This is a genomic window from Paenibacillus glycanilyticus (assembly GCF_030161375.1).
GTDB lineage: Bacteria > Bacillota > Bacilli > Paenibacillales > Paenibacillaceae > Pristimantibacillus > Pristimantibacillus glycanilyticus_B.
The window spans coordinates 169,112-187,330 of the sequence record NZ_BSSQ01000006.1; the positions used below are offsets into that span (position 1 = coordinate 169,112).

Annotated in this window: 18 protein-coding genes and 1 riboswitch; of the genes, 13 read left to right on the top strand and 5 right to left on the bottom strand. The window is 52.5% G+C overall.

Features of this window, described 5'->3' with window-relative positions:
* Window positions 1–156 precede the first annotated feature (156 nt).
* The 6 genes from QQK89_RS08185 (at window position 157) to QQK89_RS08210 (ending at window position 5,088) form a co-directional block, all read left to right on the top strand.
* Window positions 157–648 carry a hypothetical protein gene (locus tag QQK89_RS08185; RefSeq protein ID WP_284238036.1) on the top strand — a complete coding sequence of 164 codons (492 nt, stop codon included), beginning with the start codon at window positions 157–159 and terminating at the stop codon, window positions 646–648.
* A 156-nt stretch (window positions 649–804) separates the two neighbouring features.
* Window positions 805–1,509, top strand: coding sequence for a GntR family transcriptional regulator (locus QQK89_RS08190; protein WP_284238037.1), 705 nt, complete (start codon window positions 805–807; stop codon window positions 1,507–1,509).
* Between the two features lie 25 nt (window positions 1,510–1,534).
* On the top strand, window positions 1,535–2,608 hold the full coding sequence (uxuA, locus tag QQK89_RS08195; RefSeq protein ID WP_284238039.1) for a mannonate dehydratase: 1,074 nt from the start codon (window positions 1,535–1,537) through the stop codon (window positions 2,606–2,608).
* A 1-nt stretch (window position 2,609) separates the two neighbouring features.
* Window positions 2,610–3,464, top strand: a complete 855-nt coding sequence (locus tag QQK89_RS08200; protein ID WP_284238040.1) for an SDR family oxidoreductase — start codon at window positions 2,610–2,612, stop codon at window positions 3,462–3,464.
* A gap of 84 nt (window positions 3,465–3,548) precedes the next feature.
* Window positions 3,549–4,478 (top strand): aldo/keto reductase, encoded by a 930-nt coding sequence (locus tag QQK89_RS08205; RefSeq protein WP_284238042.1) that lies wholly within the window; start codon window positions 3,549–3,551, stop codon window positions 4,476–4,478.
* Between the two features lie 115 nt (window positions 4,479–4,593).
* On the top strand, window positions 4,594–5,088 hold the full coding sequence (locus QQK89_RS08210; RefSeq protein WP_284238043.1) for a hypothetical protein: 495 nt from the start codon (window positions 4,594–4,596) through the stop codon (window positions 5,086–5,088).
* A 1,480-nt stretch (window positions 5,089–6,568) separates the two neighbouring features.
* Here the strand turns inward: QQK89_RS08210 and QQK89_RS08215 are convergent.
* Entirely contained in the window at window positions 6,569–7,549 is a 981-nt protein-coding gene (locus QQK89_RS08215; RefSeq protein WP_284238044.1) for a MerR family transcriptional regulator, read from the bottom strand.
* A 300-nt stretch (window positions 7,550–7,849) separates the two neighbouring features.
* Window positions 7,850–7,948, top strand: a riboswitch (purine riboswitch).
* Between the two features lie 128 nt (window positions 7,949–8,076).
* Between QQK89_RS08215 and QQK89_RS08220 the strand changes: the two genes are divergently transcribed.
* Both QQK89_RS08220 and QQK89_RS08225 read left to right on the top strand, forming a co-directional pair.
* Window positions 8,077–9,375 carry an NCS2 family permease gene (locus tag QQK89_RS08220; protein WP_284238045.1) on the top strand — a complete coding sequence of 433 codons (1,299 nt, stop codon included), beginning with the start codon at window positions 8,077–8,079 and terminating at the stop codon, window positions 9,373–9,375.
* 107 nt (window positions 9,376–9,482) lie between these two features.
* A complete protein-coding gene (locus QQK89_RS08225; RefSeq protein ID WP_284238046.1) occupies window positions 9,483–10,247 on the top strand; it encodes a protein-glutamine gamma-glutamyltransferase in 765 nt (254 codons plus the stop codon).
* A gap of 24 nt (window positions 10,248–10,271) precedes the next feature.
* Here QQK89_RS08225 and QQK89_RS08230 read toward each other — a convergent pair whose 3' ends face one another.
* Window positions 10,272–11,138, bottom strand: coding sequence for a helix-turn-helix domain-containing protein (locus QQK89_RS08230; RefSeq protein ID WP_284238047.1), 867 nt, complete (start codon window positions 11,136–11,138; stop codon window positions 10,272–10,274).
* A gap of 90 nt (window positions 11,139–11,228) precedes the next feature.
* Here QQK89_RS08230 and QQK89_RS08235 point away from each other — a divergent pair, with 90 nt between their 5' ends.
* The 4 genes from QQK89_RS08235 to QQK89_RS08250 all read left to right on the top strand — a co-directional run bounded on the left by QQK89_RS08235 (window position 11,229) and on the right by QQK89_RS08250 (window position 14,833).
* Window positions 11,229–12,335 (top strand): Gfo/Idh/MocA family protein, encoded by a 1,107-nt coding sequence (locus tag QQK89_RS08235; RefSeq protein ID WP_284238048.1) that lies wholly within the window; start codon window positions 11,229–11,231, stop codon window positions 12,333–12,335.
* A 3-nt stretch (window positions 12,336–12,338) separates the two neighbouring features.
* Entirely contained in the window at window positions 12,339–13,235 is an 897-nt protein-coding gene (locus QQK89_RS08240) for a sugar phosphate isomerase/epimerase family protein (RefSeq protein WP_284238049.1), read from the top strand.
* Between the two features lie 563 nt (window positions 13,236–13,798).
* On the top strand, window positions 13,799–14,572 hold the full coding sequence (locus tag QQK89_RS08245; protein ID WP_284238050.1) for a class I SAM-dependent DNA methyltransferase: 774 nt from the start codon (window positions 13,799–13,801) through the stop codon (window positions 14,570–14,572).
* Window positions 14,573–14,578: 6 nt separating this feature from the next.
* Window positions 14,579–14,833 (top strand): hypothetical protein, encoded by a 255-nt coding sequence (locus QQK89_RS08250; protein ID WP_284238051.1) that lies wholly within the window; start codon window positions 14,579–14,581, stop codon window positions 14,831–14,833.
* A gap of 51 nt (window positions 14,834–14,884) precedes the next feature.
* Here QQK89_RS08250 and QQK89_RS08255 read toward each other — a convergent pair whose 3' ends face one another.
* From QQK89_RS08255 to QQK89_RS08265, 3 genes are all read right to left on the bottom strand, one after another.
* On the bottom strand, window positions 14,885–15,727 hold the full coding sequence (locus QQK89_RS08255; protein WP_284238052.1) for a 1,4-dihydroxy-6-naphthoate synthase: 843 nt from the start codon (window positions 15,725–15,727) through the stop codon (window positions 14,885–14,887).
* Window positions 15,724–16,386, bottom strand: a complete 663-nt coding sequence (locus tag QQK89_RS08260) for a futalosine hydrolase (RefSeq protein ID WP_284238053.1) — start codon at window positions 16,384–16,386, stop codon at window positions 15,724–15,726. The genes QQK89_RS08255 and QQK89_RS08260 overlap by 4 nt, the downstream gene beginning before the upstream one ends.
* A gap of 128 nt (window positions 16,387–16,514) precedes the next feature.
* Window positions 16,515–16,730, bottom strand: coding sequence for a hypothetical protein (locus tag QQK89_RS08265; RefSeq protein WP_284238054.1), 216 nt, complete (start codon window positions 16,728–16,730; stop codon window positions 16,515–16,517).
* 155 nt (window positions 16,731–16,885) lie between these two features.
* On the opposite strand from QQK89_RS08265, the gene QQK89_RS08270 reads away from it, so the two are divergent.
* Window positions 16,886–17,956, top strand: coding sequence for a lactonase family protein (locus tag QQK89_RS08270; RefSeq protein WP_284238055.1), 1,071 nt, complete (start codon window positions 16,886–16,888; stop codon window positions 17,954–17,956).
* Window positions 17,957–18,219: the final 263 nt, after the last annotated feature.

Genomic DNA, 18,219 nt, shown 5'->3' on the forward strand with positions numbered 1-18,219 from the left:
GGGGAGGCGCATGTCGAACCTTTCTCTAGTGGGGCAAGAAACGTTAGCCGAACCATTCCCCTCTTCTTGGAATAGTTTGAACGGGGAGCCATACAATATTGTAAGCGCTATCAACTATGGTGGGATGCTCAATATTCGGGTAAAGGTGGTATTGCGATGGGAACTCGTCTTTGGTGGGAGCAGGCGGTCAGGCAGCGTTTTCCGCATATTCGGTATGTCACCATTCGCAGCAGCGGTCATCATAAAGCGACGATCTATGCATGGGACGACCAACTCGAGTTGTCCACGGCGGATGCGGCCAAGCTGCACCGGTATGCCAGCGAATGGATGTCACCGGACATTTGCGTATCGGTGAAGCCCTACAATGAGGCAGCCGCAGATCAGGTCCCCCGCGATTCGCCGGATGAAGACCTCGTCAAGACTGCGCTGCGCGGCAGATTAGACCAGTCGGCCGTCTTTGCCGTACTAAATGGCCTGTTTGCAGGAGTTGTTGTTTCCTTCAACCGGTATGACGTACGGACGGGTACCGTCCACTTGGCTGCGTTCAGCCACTCCCCGTTCACCGATATCGCCAAAAGCAAAATTCGGCATTACGCCGAAGAATTGATGCCGGTTGGTTCAACGGTTAATGTGACGTATTACGGCTAACCTGACACAAAACATAGAGGACCAATGGAGCTTGGCCGGGGGACATTGCACCGGACGAAGTAGCCATTGGTCCTTTTTTTAATTTAGGGCTTTACTTGTATACAAGAATACAAGTAAAGTATAACTAAGAAACAAGCGCGGAAGGAGGAGACCTGAATGACCATCATTCCACCGCTAGAGCCGCAGAAGCAGCGCAAGTCGCTAGGCGAGCAGATTTATGAATCGATTCGCGAGAGCATCGTTTCGTTCCGGCTAGAGCCGGGGACAATGATCTACGAGAATGAGTTAGCCGACTCGATGAAGGTGAGCCGCACGCCGGTGCGGGAAGCGATCCGGCTGCTCGTCAGCGAACAGCTGCTCGAGGTGCTTCCGCAGCGGGGTACGCGAATCGCCTTAATATCGGCGCGTAAGGTTAGCGAAGCGCGGTTTATCCGGGAGCAGCTGGAGCTTGGCGCATTCCGGCTAGCCGCGGCCAAATGGAGCGACCGCGACCGATCGGCTGAAAGCGCTTCGCTGGAAGCGTTGCTCCTGCAACAGCAAGCAGCGGCGGCAGACAAAGACGTCGCGCTTTTCCTAAGACTTGACGAAGCGTTTCACCGCGCTGTTCTAGAAATTGCCGGCAACGAAACGCTCATGCAGATGATTTATTACATGCGCGCTCATCTGAACCGGGCCAGATATTTGGCGATGGATCAATTTGGCCATATGGATCAAGTGGTAGAAGAGCATCGGCGGCTGTACGACGCGATCCGAAGCGGAGACGAAGAGCGGGTAGCGGTATTGCTGGCTCAGCATATCCGCAAGCTGGACCAAGAGTTGCCGGAACTTCGGACGGCGCATCCGGATTATTTTGTTCACTAATTTCATTGGGGAGAGGACGATCAATATGAAGATGACTTTTCGTTGGTACGGGGAAGGCAATGATTCCGTAAGTCTGAAGCAAATCAAGCAAATTCCAGGCGTAGAGGGCCTCGTATGGGCACTGCATGACGTTCCGGCGGGCGAGGAATGGCCAATGGACAAAATCATGGAGTACAAACGTCTCGCCGATGAATACGGCTTCCATTTGGAAGTAGTTGAAAGCGTTAACGTGCATGAAGATATTAAGCTTGGCCTGCCATCGCGCGACAAATACATCGAGAACTACAAACGGACGATCGAGAAGCTTGCGACGGTTGGCGTAAAAGTCATCTGCTACAACTTCATGCCGATCTTCGACTGGATGCGGACGGATCTGTTCAAAGAGATGGAAGACGGCTCGACTGCATTGTTCTTCGATAAAGCGAAGGTCCTCAGCATGAGTGCGGAAGAATTGGTGAACAACATCGCCGGCAACTCCGCTTATTCGATGCCAGGCTGGGAGCCGGAGCGCCTGAAGCATCTTGCGCCGCTATTTGAAGCGTATAAGGATGTTACGGAAGAAGACCTGTTCAACAACCTCCAATACTTCCTGGAGCAAGTTGTTCCCGTTGCCGAGCAGAACGGCATCAAAATGGCGATTCACCCGGATGATCCTCCATACTCGGTATTTGGCTTGCCGCGCATCGTGACCAATCGCGATAACCTGGCGAGACTGCTGAAGCTGGTTGACAGCCCTTCGAACGGTCTGACGCTGTGCAGCGGTTCGCTTGGCGCGAACCCGAACAATGATATTCCGGCGCTGGTGCGGGAATTCGCTGACCGGATTCCTTTTGCCCATATCCGTAACGTGCGCGTGTATGAGAATGGCGATTTCATTGAGACTTCGCATAAATCGGACGACGGTACGGTAGATATCGCCGAAGTTGTGCGCGCTTACCACGAGAGCGGTTTTGAAGGTTATGTGCGTCCGGACCACGGCCGTCATATTTGGGATGAACAATGCCGTCCGGGTTATGGTCTGTATGACCGCGCGCTTGGCATCATGTATTTGTGGGGCGTATGGGACGGACTTGAGAGAATCAGAAAGGGGAATGCCTAACATGGTGAAAGTACCGAATCATGAGAATTTAGCCGGCAAAGTTGCCGTTATTACCGGAGGAAGCGGCGTGCTCTGCGCGGAGATGGCTAGAGAGCTTGGCCGCCAAGGCGTGAAGGTAGCAATCCTGAACCGTACAGCGGAGAAGGGAGAGGCCGTCGCGCGCGACATTCGCGAAGAAGGCGGAGTGGCCATCGCGGTAGCGTGCAACGTGGTAGACGCGGACAGCGTGAAGGAAGCAAGCAGAGTTGTGCTTGAACAGCTGGGCAGCTGCGACATTCTGATCAATGGCGCCGGCGGCAACCATCCGGACGGTATTACGACGAAAGAGACGTTCCACCCGGATGATCTGGAGAACCCAGACGTAACGTCCTTTTTTGATCTGAAAAAAGAAGGCTTTGGATTCGTATTCGATCTGAATCTTCTCGGCACGCTGATTCCTACGCAAGTGTTCGCGCAGCAAATGATCAATAAACCTGGCGCAACGGTAATCAATATGTCTTCGATGAGCGCTCCTAGTCCAATGACGAAGGTGCCTGCTTACAGCGCGGCTAAAGCTGCGATCAACAACTTCACGCAATGGCTGGCCGTTCATATGGCGGACGTAGGCATCCGCGTGAACGCGATTGCGCCGGGCTTTTTCCTGACGGAGCAGAACCGCAAGCTGCTTACGAACGAAGACGGCTCGCTCACTGAACGCTCGAACAAAATCATGACGCATACCCCAATGCGCCGCTTCGGCAAACCGGAAGATTTGCTTGGCACCCTCGTGTGGCTGGCCGATGACAGCGTGTCCGGCTTCGTGACGGGCATTACCGTTCCGGTTGACGGCGGCTTTATGGCTTACTCGGGCGTGTAGCGGTCTGGGCAACTCGAAAGTTATAAATGCTATGTGGTAAAATGAGGATGCAGTTTAGTTTGAGTAATGGAAGGAGTGGCGATTGTGAAATACCGGAGACTCGGAAGCACGGAGCTTAACGTATCTGTCATTGGCATCGGATCATGGCAGTTCGGAGGAGAATGGGGGCGAGAGTATACGCAAGGCGAAGCCGATGCGATTCTCGATAAAGGGCATGAGCTGGGCATCAATCTAATTGATACCGCGGAATGTTACGGCGATCATCTCTCGGAATCTCTCATTGGCGACTATATCAGCCGCCGCAATCGTGAGGACTGGATTATTGCAACGAAGTTCGGCCATCACTTCCATGAGCGGTTCACGCGTACGGATGTTTTTGATCCGGCGGGTGTAATCGCGCAGCTGGATGCGTCTTTAAAGGCATTAAAAGTGGATTACATTGATCTGTATCAGTTCCATTCCGGACCTGACAACGTCTTCGATAACGATGAATTATGGACAACGCTGGACAAGCAGGTACAAGCGGGCAAAATCCGCTATCTCGGTACCTCAATCGGCAGCAATGCGAATATTCATCAGACGGAAGCTTCGACGAAAGTGGGCTCCCGCGCGATTCAAGTCGTGTACAACCGGCTCGACCGCGTGCCGGAGGAGCAGGTATTCCCGTCCTGCGAGCGGCAAGACCTTGGCGTATTAGCGCGCGTACCGCTGGCGAGCGGATACCTGAGCGGCAAGTACAAGCCGGGCGCGGTGTTCAGCAGCACGGACGTGCGCCATCGCCATGATGCGGAGAGCACGCTGGAGAAGCTGAAGGAAGTCGAGCGCATTGCCCGCGAGGAAGTGCCGCAAGGCGTCGACATGGCCAGCTGGGCGCTGGCCTGGTGCTTGCGTCATCCGGCGGTGACGGCCGTTATTCCGGGCTGCAAGGATCCGGAGCAGGTAGCGTCCAATGCGCTTGCCGCACAGCTCGTTAGCGATCCTCATCCGCAGGACGTGAAGGTTACGGCGGAGTAATACAGTTTCCCGGACGGCGGTCCGCGAGGCAGGCACATTTTGGGCATATCGCCTAAGTGCCCGTCTTGCGGGCCGCCGTTTTGTTTGTTAGATCAGGCGCAAGGAAGTGAATCGATTGTTCTATCGAGTTGCTATGGTTATGTGCATCATTGTCCTCGTTCTGACTGGCTGCGGCCAGCGTCAGGAGCAGGCGCAGAAGCGGGAGCAGGTGCAGGAGCAGAAGCAGGAGCGGGAACAGAAACAGAAACAGGAGCAGGAGCAGGAGCAGGAGCAGGGGGCTGGGCGGACACCGGATTATTCGCCGTTTCTGACGGCGGGAGAAGGGGAGCTGCGTTTAGTTGTGCTGGTGCAGGACAAGGTGCGGGAAGAGACGCGTACCGTCAATGATATGATGGCGGCGATGGCAGGCCGGTTCACGCCGGTCGTTTACGATGTGCGGACGGTAGAAGGGAAACAAGCTGCTCAGCAGCTAGAATCCAATAGCAGAGAATATCCTGCCTATTATTTGTTCAATAATGAGCAGCTGCTGGCGCAAGGGAAGGACCTGTCTCAGATCGCCCAAGCGGCAATGGACTACACGGATAGGCTGTCGATCGGCGGGACTAGGTGATCCGGGTGCTCTCCCTCCCCCTCAAATCAAGCTAAGTGGCGCTACGCTTAAACAGAAGTACTAAACGAGATGTAAGCATCAAAGTCGGTTAACAGTAGTGGATATGTGCGAAAAGTTGAGCTGTAAGCGCCAAACGAGGCTAACAGGCAGTAGATTAGGCTAGATCAGGAGGAATCGGATAGCTGTAAACATCTAAGGCGGTTAACAGTGGCAGTTATGTGCGAAAGTTGAGCTTGTAAGCGCCAAACGAGGCTAACAGGCAGTAGACTAGGCTAGACCAAGTGGAAACGGATAGTTGTAAGCATCAAAGGCGGTTAACAGTAGCAGCAATGTGCGAAAAGTTGAGCTTGTAAGCGCCAAAAGAGGCTAACAGGCAGTAGATTAGGTTAGATCAAGTGGAATCGGCTAGCTGTAAGTATCTAAGGCGGTTAACAGTAGCGGATATGTGCGAAAGTTGAGCTTGTAAGCACCAAACGAGGCTAACAGGCAGTAGATTAGGCTAGATCAATTGGAATCGGCTAGCTGTAAGCATCTAAGGCGGTTAACAGTGGCAGCAATGTGCGAAAGTTGATCTGTAAGCGCCAAAAGAGGCTAACAGGTAGTAGATTAGGCTAGACCAAGTGGAATCTGATAGTTGGAAGCATCTAAGGCGGTTAACGGTGGCAGCTATGTGCGAAAAGTTGATCTGTAAGCGCCAAACGAGGCTAACAGGCAGTATAGATTAGGCTAGACCAAGTGGAATCGGATAGCTGTAAGCATCAAAGGCGGCTAACAGTAGCGGATATGTGCGAAAGTTGAGCTTGTAAGCGCCGAAAGAGGTTAACAGGTAGTAGATTAGGCTAGAACAAGTGGCATCGGATAGTTGTAAGCATCTAAGGCGGTTAACGGTGGCAGCTATGTGCGAAAAGTTGATCTGTAAGCGCCAAACGAGGTTAACAGGCAGTAGATTAGGCTAGATCAAGTAGAAACGGATAGCTGTAAGCATCAAAGGCGGTTAACAGTAGCGGCTATGTGCGAAAAGTTGAACTGTAAGCGCCAAACGAGGTTAACAGGCAGTAGATTAGGTTAGATCAAGTGGCATCGGATAGCTGTAAACATCGAAGGCGGTTAACAGTGGCAGCAATGTGCGAAAAGTTGAGCTTGTAAGCGCCAAACGAGGTTAACAGGTAGTAGATAAGGCTAGATCAAGTGGAAACGGCTAGCTGTAAGCATCTAAGGCGGTTAACAGTGGCAGCAATGTGTGAAAAGTTGAGCTTGTAAGCGCCAAACGAGGCTAACAGGTAGTAGTTTGGTTCGTCGTAAGGCTGAAATCAGCCTTATAACGGTTGGATGCTGCCGTTTTGAGGGCTGTAAGGCTCAAACCCGCCTCCACAAGGCCAAAGCATTAAAACCCAAAAAGGACCTAGTCCAGCTTCACCCGGTGCGGGTGAAGCTGGACTAGGTCCTTCCTATTTTTCCACCTGCTCAGTGGCAGGCGGTATCAGAAGAAAAAGAACGACCTCAGGCCGCGTTTTTTGCGTTTGTCCGGAGAGGCACTTTCGCTGAAGGCAGCCAATTCCTGCTGTGGAGTTCGCAATGCTTCGATGGTAGCGGCGAGTTCGGTCAACGATTTGCGGAGCTCTTCCAGCTCTTTGCGATGATGAAGCAGTTGGACGGTTACGACTTCGTCGGCTTTTTGGGACAAGGCGGCTTCAATGGCATCAAGACGTTCGAGCATCGGGTCGGTCTCGTGATCCGTTTCGTCGAATAGAGATGATGAATGGTGTGTCGGGGCGGCGGAAGGGACGGACGTTTGCGAAGTTTGTTGCGGTTGGGAGACTGGGTTAGCTGGAGAAGGAGCGAGCCGATCGTTGCCGGCTACTTGGGCGGTCGCCGCCGCATGCTGCATGCCGGCCGTAATCTCCGCCGACGCTTCGGAAGCCCCGGCTTCGCCGCTTAACATACCTCCGCCGGCGGTATAGACATTCCCGGCGCTATCCACAATCAAAGCTCCCGCATGGTTCCCTTTCGAAGCTTCTCTAGCAACGGGGCTGCCGCCAGCGGCATGCACCTTGCCCGAACTATCCACCACAAGAGCACCCGCGCCGCCGCCCCGGCCAAGACCGGAAGTTCCCGCGCTTATTGCGCCTTGCTCGGCCGCATGAACATTTCCGGCTTCATCGACGACTAGCTTGCCCGAATTCTCGGATGCAGCCGCAGCTCCGTTATTCATCACTTCTGCGGCAAGAGCAGCCAATGCATCTTCATCCGCGAGCGTCGGAATTTTGATGTCGTACAAAGCGGTCCCGGAATCAAGCTGGCTTTTGATCCTCCGGAGCTTGTCCATAGCCGGCGCGTCAAAAATATAATGCCCGAACATATCCTTCCGGAAGGATGCCTGGAAGGTGGATACCCAACGCCTGACGGTTGTTTCGCTGACGACCAGCTGCTGGGCCGCCTCTTTTGTCTTAAGCAACGTCATTTCATCACCTCATTCATTTGTCTATTACGAGACTTATTCGCCCCCCAAACTCTTCTCCCTGCCCGCCTGACAAAGGTAGTGGTATATCGCTAAAAGAAGTGTTCATCCGATCGAATTCGCAATTGCCGGGACATTCGGGCAATATTCATCAATCGGCGCCAGTGTCCGACAAACCGAGCAGAAAACGAACATTAATTATTTCCATTATTAAATAGTTCGTGAATAGATCATATTTTTCGTAAAAAAGGGATTGACAGTGGTTAGGTTTGTCCAGTAACCTTATGAAGGTTAATTTCAAACAACTTTAAACCTAAACACATTCGTATATCCTCATCTATATGGCGTGAGGGTCTCTACAAGGAGCCAAAAATCCTAACTACGAATAAGGGATTCGTGTACCGTCTTCCCCTTATTCGCGGCGTAGGATTTTTTTGTTTTCCAAATTTATTAATCCTCTGCAATCAAGGAGACAATAGGTAAAAGCACGCTTCCGGACTTTATCGACAACCATATGGAGGGAACAAGCAATGGATCGCCTGTTTAAACTGAAAGAGCGGGGTACGACGTTCACAACCGAAATTCTTGCGGGGATTACGACTTTTTTGACGATGGTCTATATCGTTATCGTAAATCCGGGCGTACTAAGCGAAGCGGGAATGGACTTCCACGGCGTCTTTATCGCGACCGTACTCGCAAGTATCGTAGCAACGCTTATTATGGGGCTTTTCTCGAACTATCCGATTGCGCTGGCACCGGGTATGGGGCTTAACGCGTATTTCGCGTTTTCTGTCGTCGGAGGAGAAGGCGTATCGTGGCAAACCGCGCTTGGCGCAGTTTTTGTCGCGGGGGTTATCTTCATTCTTCTGTCGCTTACCTCATTCCGCTACATGCTGCTTGATGCGATTCCATCCAGCCTGAAGCATGCGATTACGGCGGGGATTGGCTTATTTATTACGTTTATCGGTCTGCAAAACGCAAAAATCGTCGTGGCTTCGCCGGCTACGCTCATTACGATGGGCGATCTGTCGCAGCCGATGACGTTGCTTACGGTTGTTGGTCTTGTTATTTCACTCATTCTGATGGCTTACCGGGTAAAAGGTTTCCTGTTCATCGGCATGATCATCACCGCGATTATCGCGGTTATTACCGGCCAGATGCATATGCCCGAGTCTTGGGCTGCGCTGCCTTCCGGCCTTAACGCGACAGCATTCCAGCTCGATATTGGCGGCGTGTTCCATAATGGCTTGTATGCCGTCATCTTCACTTTCCTGCTGATTACCTTGTTCGATACAACCGGCACCATGCTTGGCGTTGCCGAGCAAGCGGGCTTGCTGAAGGACAACAAATTCCCGCGTTCCCGCGGCGCTTTGCTTGCGGACGCGATTGGCACAACAACCGGCGCCTTGTTTGGCACTAGCCCGACATCCGCTTATATCGAATCGAGCTCCGGCGTTGCGATTGGCGGCAGAACGGGCCTAACGGCGATTACGGTATGCGCGCTGCTTGCTCTGACGTTGTTCTTCTCGCCAACGGTTGCCGTTCTTGCGGGTATTCCGGCGATTACGGCTCCGGCGCTTATTATCGTCGGTTTCCTGATGATGAACGTGCTTCGCAAGATCGAATGGAGCGACATTGAAGAAGCGTTCCCGGCGTTCCTGATCGTTGTTCTAATGCCGCTGACGTACAGCATTGCGACGGGCATTGGCATTGGCTTCATCGTGTATCCGATTCTGAAGGTCATTCGCGGCAAAGCCAAAGATGTTCATCCGATTTTCTACGTGTTTGCGGTGCTATTCTTTATCCAGATCGGATTCTTCAGCCACTAGCCCTGTCGCTAGCCCATACGGCATAAAGCGCTGCCCGGTGGAAGAGCACCAAACCTGCCCCTTACACGTACAATAACCCATGGCATGATCATGGGAGGGGTAGGGAAATGCTTCAGATTTCGGGTAGCGACGCAGGGCAGATTGACCCGTCTGCGTTAACGCCGGTGGAGCGGGAAGTGCTGCAAGGCAAGCAAAGTAGTCCGGTCGTCTACCAATACGACTCAATGAACGCGCTCCGGTTCGAGCTTCGTCTGAGAGATCGCACGGTCAACGCGGCGAAAATGCTGCAGAACAGCCGGGCGGACTTTGCGGTATTCCGCAATTCCAGATGCAATCCGCAATTTTGGACGCGAACGGATAACGGCGGATTCCAGATGAATCCGGGCGTTCAGCCGTCGGATGCGATTAACGATATTTTTCAGAATGGCGAGTTATACGGGTTCGAGTGCGCAACGGCGATAGTAATCGTCTTATACAAAGCGGTTCTCGACACGATTGGCGCGCAGATGTTCAACTCTCTGTTTAATCCGCTGTATTTGCGCGACTGGAATCATGACAGCGACCTGTGGTTCATTACGACACAAAACAAGAACGAATCGTACCCGGGCGATGTCATGTACTTCCGCAATCCGGACCACGACCGGGACACGCCGGAATGGCAAGGGGAGAATGTCGTGAAGTTATCCGAGGATCTGTTCTTCGGCCATGGCATCGGCATTGAGACGAGTGAGGAGATCATTAACGCGTTGAACAAAATGCGCGAGCCGTTCAGCACGCAATCGGCATACCTCGACGACCTGGTCGTTCATCCGAACTTCAAGCATCTGCAGCAGATTGCGGCTACGGGAAGACGTTATCCGGTAGGCGTGTAATACAAAGCTTCGCTAGAGGTTGTCTCATGACGACCGCATGTTTTTGCGGAATAGCTGAGGCGCTTCGCCGGTAATTTTCTTGAACAGCCTAGAAAAATAAAACACATCGCCGTAGCCAAGCGCCGCCGCGATTTCCTTGACCGTCTGCTCGGTATTGAGCAGGCGGTTTTTGGCTTCCGCCATTTTGAGCCGGTGGACGTATTCATGCAGCGCAAAGCCGGTATATTCGCTGACCGTGCGCCGGAGCGTCGATAACGCCCAATGATGGCGTTCGGCAAATGCCGCCGCATCAAACGGTTCGTAGAGGGTGCCGGACAAAGCTTCGAGCAGCATGGCAAGACGGGTTGTTTTGCCTTGAGCAGCGGGGGAAGCCTGGCATAGCTGCACCCATTCATAGAGGAGCGATTCCAGCACCAGGGATGCCCGGTCCGCATTGGCCGGCGTACCGCTGTCCATCAGCGCGAAAATCCGGTCAATCCTGTTCTGCGAAGATACGTCCTCGCCGGGATGCATAACCGTATTTGGCTGAATCGGCCAATGTTCGAACCATTCCTGCGACCTGGTTCCTTCAATCGTGAAATAATACTCGTCCCAATAGCCGCCGGGATCAGGACCATAATCGTAACGGTCGCCGGGCTGGAACAGGAACAAGCTGCCTGCCGCGACCGGCTGCGCTTCTCCATGGTTGACCCTATAGGACCCTGAACCTCCCGCAATATACACGATGGCCCAATAGGTGAATACGGCTCCCTGTCGAAAAAGCGTTCTTCCTGGCAAATGCCCTGCCGTTCGGATGACGAGGGAACGAACGGACAGCTTGGCCGGATCCAGCCTTAAATCGACAATTCGAAGCGGTTTGGGACTGATCATATAATCCATGAATTGGGCCATGCTGTTCATTCCTCTCTTTTTACTCTCATGATAAATTGAACGTATGGCAGGTTGCAACTGATTATAGGAAACATGGAGGAGATGCAGGCAATGGCGAAGTTAAAGGTTGGAGTGATTGGCGCAGGATCGATATCGGGCTCGCATTTGCATGGTTATTCGGTTCATCCTGAGGTGGAGCTTACGGCGATTGCCGATCTGAACAAAACGCGCGCGAAGGAAAAAGCCGAAGCATACGGCATCCCTCATGTTTATGATAACTATATTAATCTGCTGGCCAACCCGGAGATCGACGCGGTCAGCATTTGTACATGGAATAACAGCCATGCCGAAATTGCGGTTGCGGCTCTGTACGCGGGCAAACACGTGTTATGCGAGAAGCCGCTTGCAAAAACGGTGGAGCAGGCGCTTGCGGTACAAGAAGCGGTGAAGCGTTCCGGCAAGAAGCTGCTTGTCGGCTTCGTCCGCCGGTATGCCGATCAGGCGCAATTGGTGAAGCAATACGCGGATAACGGACTGCTCGGCGATATTTATTATGCGAAAGCTTCCGCAATCCGGCGCCTCGGCAATCCGGGCGGCTGGTTCGCTGATGCCGAACGCTCCGGCGGCGGCCCGCTGATCGATATTGGCGTACATATGATTGACCTGTGCTGGTACCTGATGGGCAAGCCAAAGCCGGTTTCGGTAAGCGGCAATACGTACAAGAAGCTTGGCAACCGTTCGCATATTGAAGGTCTGAGCTTTTATAGAGCGGCGGATTACGATGCTTCCCTGAATGATGTGGAGGATATGGCCAATGCGCTTATCCGGTTCGAGAACGGCGCTTCGCTGTATGTGGATATCAGCTATACGCTGCATGCCGCGCAAAACGAAATGAGCAGCAAGATCTACGGAACCAAAGGCGGCGCCGAGCTTGATCCGAAGCTCGTGATCGTAACGGAGCAGTTCAATAAAATCATTAACGTCGAGCCGCAGCTGGATCATCTGGCGTTCCAGTTCCAGGACAGCTTCGATCTTGAAATTGCGCATTTCGTCGATTGCTGCTACGGTAAAGCTGAGCCGATCAGTCCGGTGGAAGACGGCGTAGAGCTGATGCGGATGCTTCAGGCGATTTACGAATCGGCAGCTCTTGGCAAGGAAGTAACTTTAAACAAGGACGCATCGGCATCTGCAGCCGCTGCAGCTCGGGAGGGCGTATAATCGATGACGGATTTGGTGAGAACAAAGGTAAATAATCCGATTGGCGTTATTGTGGAGAGCTTTGGACTTGGCCTGCATGAAGGCTTGAACAAGGCGGTCGAGGTTGGAGCGGAAGGCGTACAAATCTACGCGGTAAAAGGCGAGACCGATCCGGCGAATCTGACGGCGGCGGGACGTCGCGAACTGAAGGACCGGATTGAATCGCTAGGACTTACAATCTCCGCGTTATGCGGCGATCTTGGCGGACACGGCTTCCAGGATAGTGCGGCTAACCCGGCCAAGATCGAGAAGTCGAAGCGAATTCTGGACCTGGCGCTTGATCTTGGCACCAAGATCGTAACGACCCATATCGGGATCGTGCCGGAAGATACGGAATCGTCGATTTACGCCGCGATGCAATCTTCTTGCGAAGAATTAAGCAACTATGCGAGCAACATGGGCGCTTATTTCGCCATTGAGACGGGGCCGGAGCCGGCTGCGCGCCTCAAGTCTTTCCTGGATTCTTTGTCGACCAACGGGGTGTCCGTTAACTTCGACCCGGCGAACATGGTTATGGTAACGGGAGATGATCCGGTTCAAGGCGTGTATCTGCTTAAGGATTATATCGTACATACGCATGCCAAGGATGGATTAAAGCTGGCAGCGGAGATTGATCCGCGCGTCGTGTACGGTTACCTGGGCTTTGAGGGGATGAGCCATGACATCATCGCCGATATGGCGACGGACGGCGCGTTGTTCCGCGAAGTACCGCTTGGCGAAGGCAGCGTTCCGTTTGACCGCTACCTGAAGGCGCTTCAGGACATCGGGTTTAACGGTTATCTGACCATCGAGCGGGAAGTGGGCCAACGTCCGGAGGAAGATATCCGCAAGGCCGTGGAGTTCCTTCGCGCGTTCCGGTAGGCTTAGCAATTGAAACCGTTGCAAATTGTTAATATTTGAGCTGCATAAGCACCCCGATTGTCCGTTATGATAGAAGTAATAGGCGAGAAGGGGGGAGTTACAGATGAACGTTCCTGTTGGAGTTTGGATCTTTGCTGCCATCATTGTTATTATACTCACCTGGATGACCCTGTGGGTCACAAAGAAAGCATACTCGAAAAAATGGGACGACTCCGACGTCTAGTCGGACCGTACTGGAATAGATAAGAGCTGCCTCAAGCGTAAGGGGCGGCTCTTTTTCGTTTGGCTGCGGCGCGGAGAGGACTTGAGTGGACATAAGAATTTAAGGGAAAGAGGTGGAGAAATATCCTTGGACAAGAACACGCTAACCCATGAATCAAGGGAAGCCGTTAAGGCAATTGTCTCCGGTATTAAGCAACGCTTATTATTAAGCCGAACCAGTCCCTTGGTCGTGTCCATAGACGGAGGGAGCGGGGCAGGGAAATCTATTTTAAATGCCGTCGATGCATACGATTTAATCGTGGTTAACCAGCAGTCATCCCAAACAATAGGCGGTGAGTGATATGGTTGAGTCTGTTGTTGATTTTTACGATGACCTAGCCGAATCGTACCATCTCATTTTTGTTGATTGGAAACATGCTATAACATGGCAGGGAGAAGTTTTGAGCCAAATCATTGATTCGAAACTCGAGAGTCCGAGTATGGCGGGAGTCTCGCTTCTAGACTGCTCCTGCGGCATCGGCACGCAAGCTATTGGTTTAGCTAATCATGGATTTATAGTAACAGGATCGGATTTAAGCGCGGTATCCATTGAGAGAGCCCGAAAAGAGGCCGAATCATTCGGAGTTGAAATAAACTTTAAGGTGGCCGATTTTCGTTCATTAGAAGATGATGTTTGCGGAGTGTTTGATGTCGTTCTCTCGGCGGATAATGCAATACCGCATCTTCTGACGGATGAAGATTTATATCAGGCCGCAAGAAATATGTATGCAAAAGTTAAAGATGACGGCATTCTTCTTCTTACAATGAGAGATTACGATGAGTTAGTAATTACGAAGCCTAGAGCTACCGAACCGCGTGTTTTCGATAAGGGACAGCGCATTGTTTTTCAGGTGTGGGATTGGGCAGACGACTCGAAAACGTATCTGACAAACCACTTTCTGATGCAGCAAGAGAATGGGCAATGGGTAACCAAACAGAGCACAACAAGGTACAGAGCTTTATTGCGAGATGAACTTACCGATATTCTTAGTACGGTTGGATTCTCGGATATCGAGTGGCTTCTGCCATCGGAATCGGGTTATTACCAGCCTATTGTAATAGCAAGAAAAAAATAAGGCGAGGTGATACCGCTGACTCCGCTGTTATTGTTTTTTTTCGCGTTTATTATTTTTGTAATCGTATTGCCGACTACTATTATCGCGTTATGGGACAAGAAAGAATGGAAGGTTGCCCTTCTAGCCTTGCAAATCACCTTGGTCGGGATTGCTATTGTCATCAAATATCATGCAATAGGGGCACTGCTAACGGGTTATTTCCTGATGGCGTTTGGTATCATGCTGACGATAAGTTTGTTTTTCAGAAAAGAGAATACATAGAAAAAGGGAGTCCCTGCGCCATGGTGGCAGTTGGGACTCCCTTTTTGTAGTTTAGCCCGGGAACTCGAGCAGAGCCGGGTCGATTGCCGGCACAAGGCCTTCATCGGCTGCGCGGTTCAGCAAGGTGGAGATTGCGGCGTAACCGCTGCTTCCGAGGTTGCCCGTGAAGTCGTTCACGTACAGGTCAATATGTTGCTGCGCAACGGCCGGATCCATCTCCTGCGCATGCAGCATGATATATTCCTTCGATGCTTCGGGATACTTCCAGGCATATTCGACGGATTGTTCGATCCAACCGGCAATGGCCTTAAGGTCCAGCGAACGGCGGGCAACGATTGCGCCAAGCGGGATTGGGAGGCCGGTATCGGATTCCCACCAGCTGCCTAGGTCAACGAGCATGGACAGGTTATAATTCTGGTACGTGAAGCGAGCTTCGTGAATAACAAGTCCGGCGTCGATCTGGCCGTCCTTCACGGCAGGCATAATCTCATGGAACGGCATGACGATGATTTCGCCTACGCCGCCGGGAACATTTTGCGCTGCCCATAGACGGAACAGCAGGTAGGCCGTCGAGCGTTCGCTAGGAACGGCAACGCGTTTGCCGCTTAAGGAAGACGGGTCTTCCAGCTTGTCTTTCGTGAGAACAAGCGGGCCGCAGCCCCGGCCAAGAGCTCCGCCGCATGGCAGAAGCGCGTAGTCTTTCAATACCCAAGGAAGAGCTGCGTAAGAAATTTTAAGCACATCCAGATCGCTGTCGCCGCTTGCCGCAAGATTGTTCGTTATGTCGATATCGGCATACATGATCTCAAACTCCGGCGCACCGGGAACATGTCCATGCGTTAGGGCATGGAAGACAAACGTGTCGTTAGGACACGGGGAAAAAGCGATTTTCATACGATTACCTCCCGTAATACGGAGTTTGCGGCTTCAAGAGCCTGCAGGGCATCCTTTATTCGCCAAGCGCTGCGGTCACGCGGACCAACCGGATTCGAGATCGCCCGAAGCTCCAGCACCGGCAGACCCGCGCGGCGGGCAGCAGCGGCAACGCCAAACCCTTCCATGGCTTCCGCGGCGGCACCGGGAATTCTTGCGGCCAGTTCGACAGCGGTCTCGGCAGATCCGGTTACTGTGGAAAGAGTAAGCACGGGACCAAGAGCAGTCTGCAAGCCGGCAGCTTGAAGCGCCGCTGCTAGACGTCCCGCCAGCTCAACATCGACGTCGATGCGAGCGGAACCAAACCCCAGCTTGTCTACGCTGTGGAAGCCTTCCGGAGTCTCCGCGCCAAGATCCGCGGCTATGATCGCATCCGACACAACAAGCGAACCTACCTCGGCGCGCTCCTTGAATCCGCCGGCGATGCCGGCTGAAATCACGAGGCGATAGGCGCCAGGTCCCGCTTGAGCCAGAACCGTTGCCGCGCTGACGGCGGCTTCCACCGGACCAACGCCGGCTTCCAGAACCTCGAAGCGGTCGTCGCCGCTTAGGCCGCGCAGAACGGCATCCCGTTCGACCGCTACGGCGGTCATGACGAGTATTTTTCCATTTTCGCTCATGCTGCAAACTCCTTAATGGTATAAATGTATAGCGTGATTAATCATGCTTGCAAATTATCTTAGCAATAAATGATTATAGCGCTAAATAATGACGGTTGTCATTGCATCCGCTTTGGATGGCGCTGCCGTTATCGTTTGCGAACCTCAAAAAACTCGCAATCCGAACGGTTATAATAGACAAGGTCGCTTACGCTGGATTGAATGACAACGATGCTGTCGTCGAACCGAATGACGGTACCGCCGTTGTTCACAATATAATCATCTTGAAAGACGCGTACGGGATATTTGCGCAACACGGCCTCTTCAAAGTCCGGGTCGGTGAAAAGTTTACGGTTAATAGCCAAAGTTCTTGTCTACCCCTTTCCTCCATAGTGGATTCGTTAAAGACAGTGTAGGCTTATTTGCGGCTATTGTCCATGCGGAAGCGTCAAGCTTGGTTTATGCAAGGCGAGCGGGTACAATATAAAGAGCGATTTATAGAAAGAGGAGGAAATCATTAATGACTTTACATAATGAAAAATTAACGGTATTTATCGGTTCTTACGCGGAGAGCGAGAACAGCGGCGTATACCGCTACGAATTTGATCCTGCAGAAGGAACGCTTGCTTTGAAGGAGCAGGCATCGGGGCTGAAAAATCCAACTTTCCTGAACGTTGATGCCGCGAAAAACAGACTATACGCCATCGCGGAAGGTGCGGATGCGGAAGGGGCGAAGGTTGGCGACGCGGTTGCTTTTTCGATCGAAGGCGGCGGCCTTGCAGAGTTGAACCGGAAACTTGCGATTACGGCGCCTTCGTGCCACATCCAGCGTGATGCGAGTAGTGAATTTGCTCTGCTCTGCAGCTATCATGGCGGCCGTATCAGCCTTGTATCGCTTACGGATAATGGCGAGATCGGCGAGATTCTCGACATTCAGCAGCATGAAGGAAGCGGTCCGCATCCGAATCAGAAAACGCCGCATCCGCACAGCACGAACTTCAGCCCGGACGGCAAGTATATTTTTGTACCGGATCTCGGAATTGACCGGATCGTTGCGTACACGCTGGATAAAGAAAACCGCAAGCTGGTTCGCCATGGCGAGACCGTTGTTCAACCTGGCGCAGGCCCGCGTCATATGACGTTCCATCCGAATGGCCAGTTTGCTTTTGTTATTAACGAGCTCGATTCTACTATTAATTCGTTCCGGTATGATGCAGACCAAGGCGCGCTTGAAGCGGTGCAAACCGTATCCACGTTGCCCGAAGGATTTGCTGAAGCGAACGGCACGGCGGAAATTGCGATCTCCGAGGACGGACGTTTCCTCTACGGCTCTAACCGCGGCCATGACAGCCTTGCCGTATTTGCCGTAGACGCGGCGAGCGGTGAGCTCACGCTGGTTGGACATGTGTCGACGGAAGGAAAACATCCGAGACATTTTGCGCTTGTGCCGGGCGGCCAGTTTGCGATTACGGCCAACAAAGATACCAATAATGTAGCGGTATTCCGGATCAGCGAGTCGGGTATGCCGGTGTTTACGGGCTATTCGATTGAGATTTTCCAACCGGTATGCGTGATTCCGGTACGGGTTTAATGACGTTAACGAAGTTGGTGCAGAGTGCATAGGGTGGGCCTGAGCTTCTGAGCGAGGGTCGACTATGCGTATAGGCAGCGACATGACGAGTAGCCGGGGAGAGTGCGAGATGCGGATTCCAGAGCATTTGTGTCAGACGATCAAATCGGTTCACGGCGAAAAAGGCGAGCAGTGGCTGGAATAGTAGATCAGTACTATTAAAGATGTGCCGGGGAGAGTGCGAGATGCGGATTCCAGAGCATTTGTATCAGACGATCAGATCG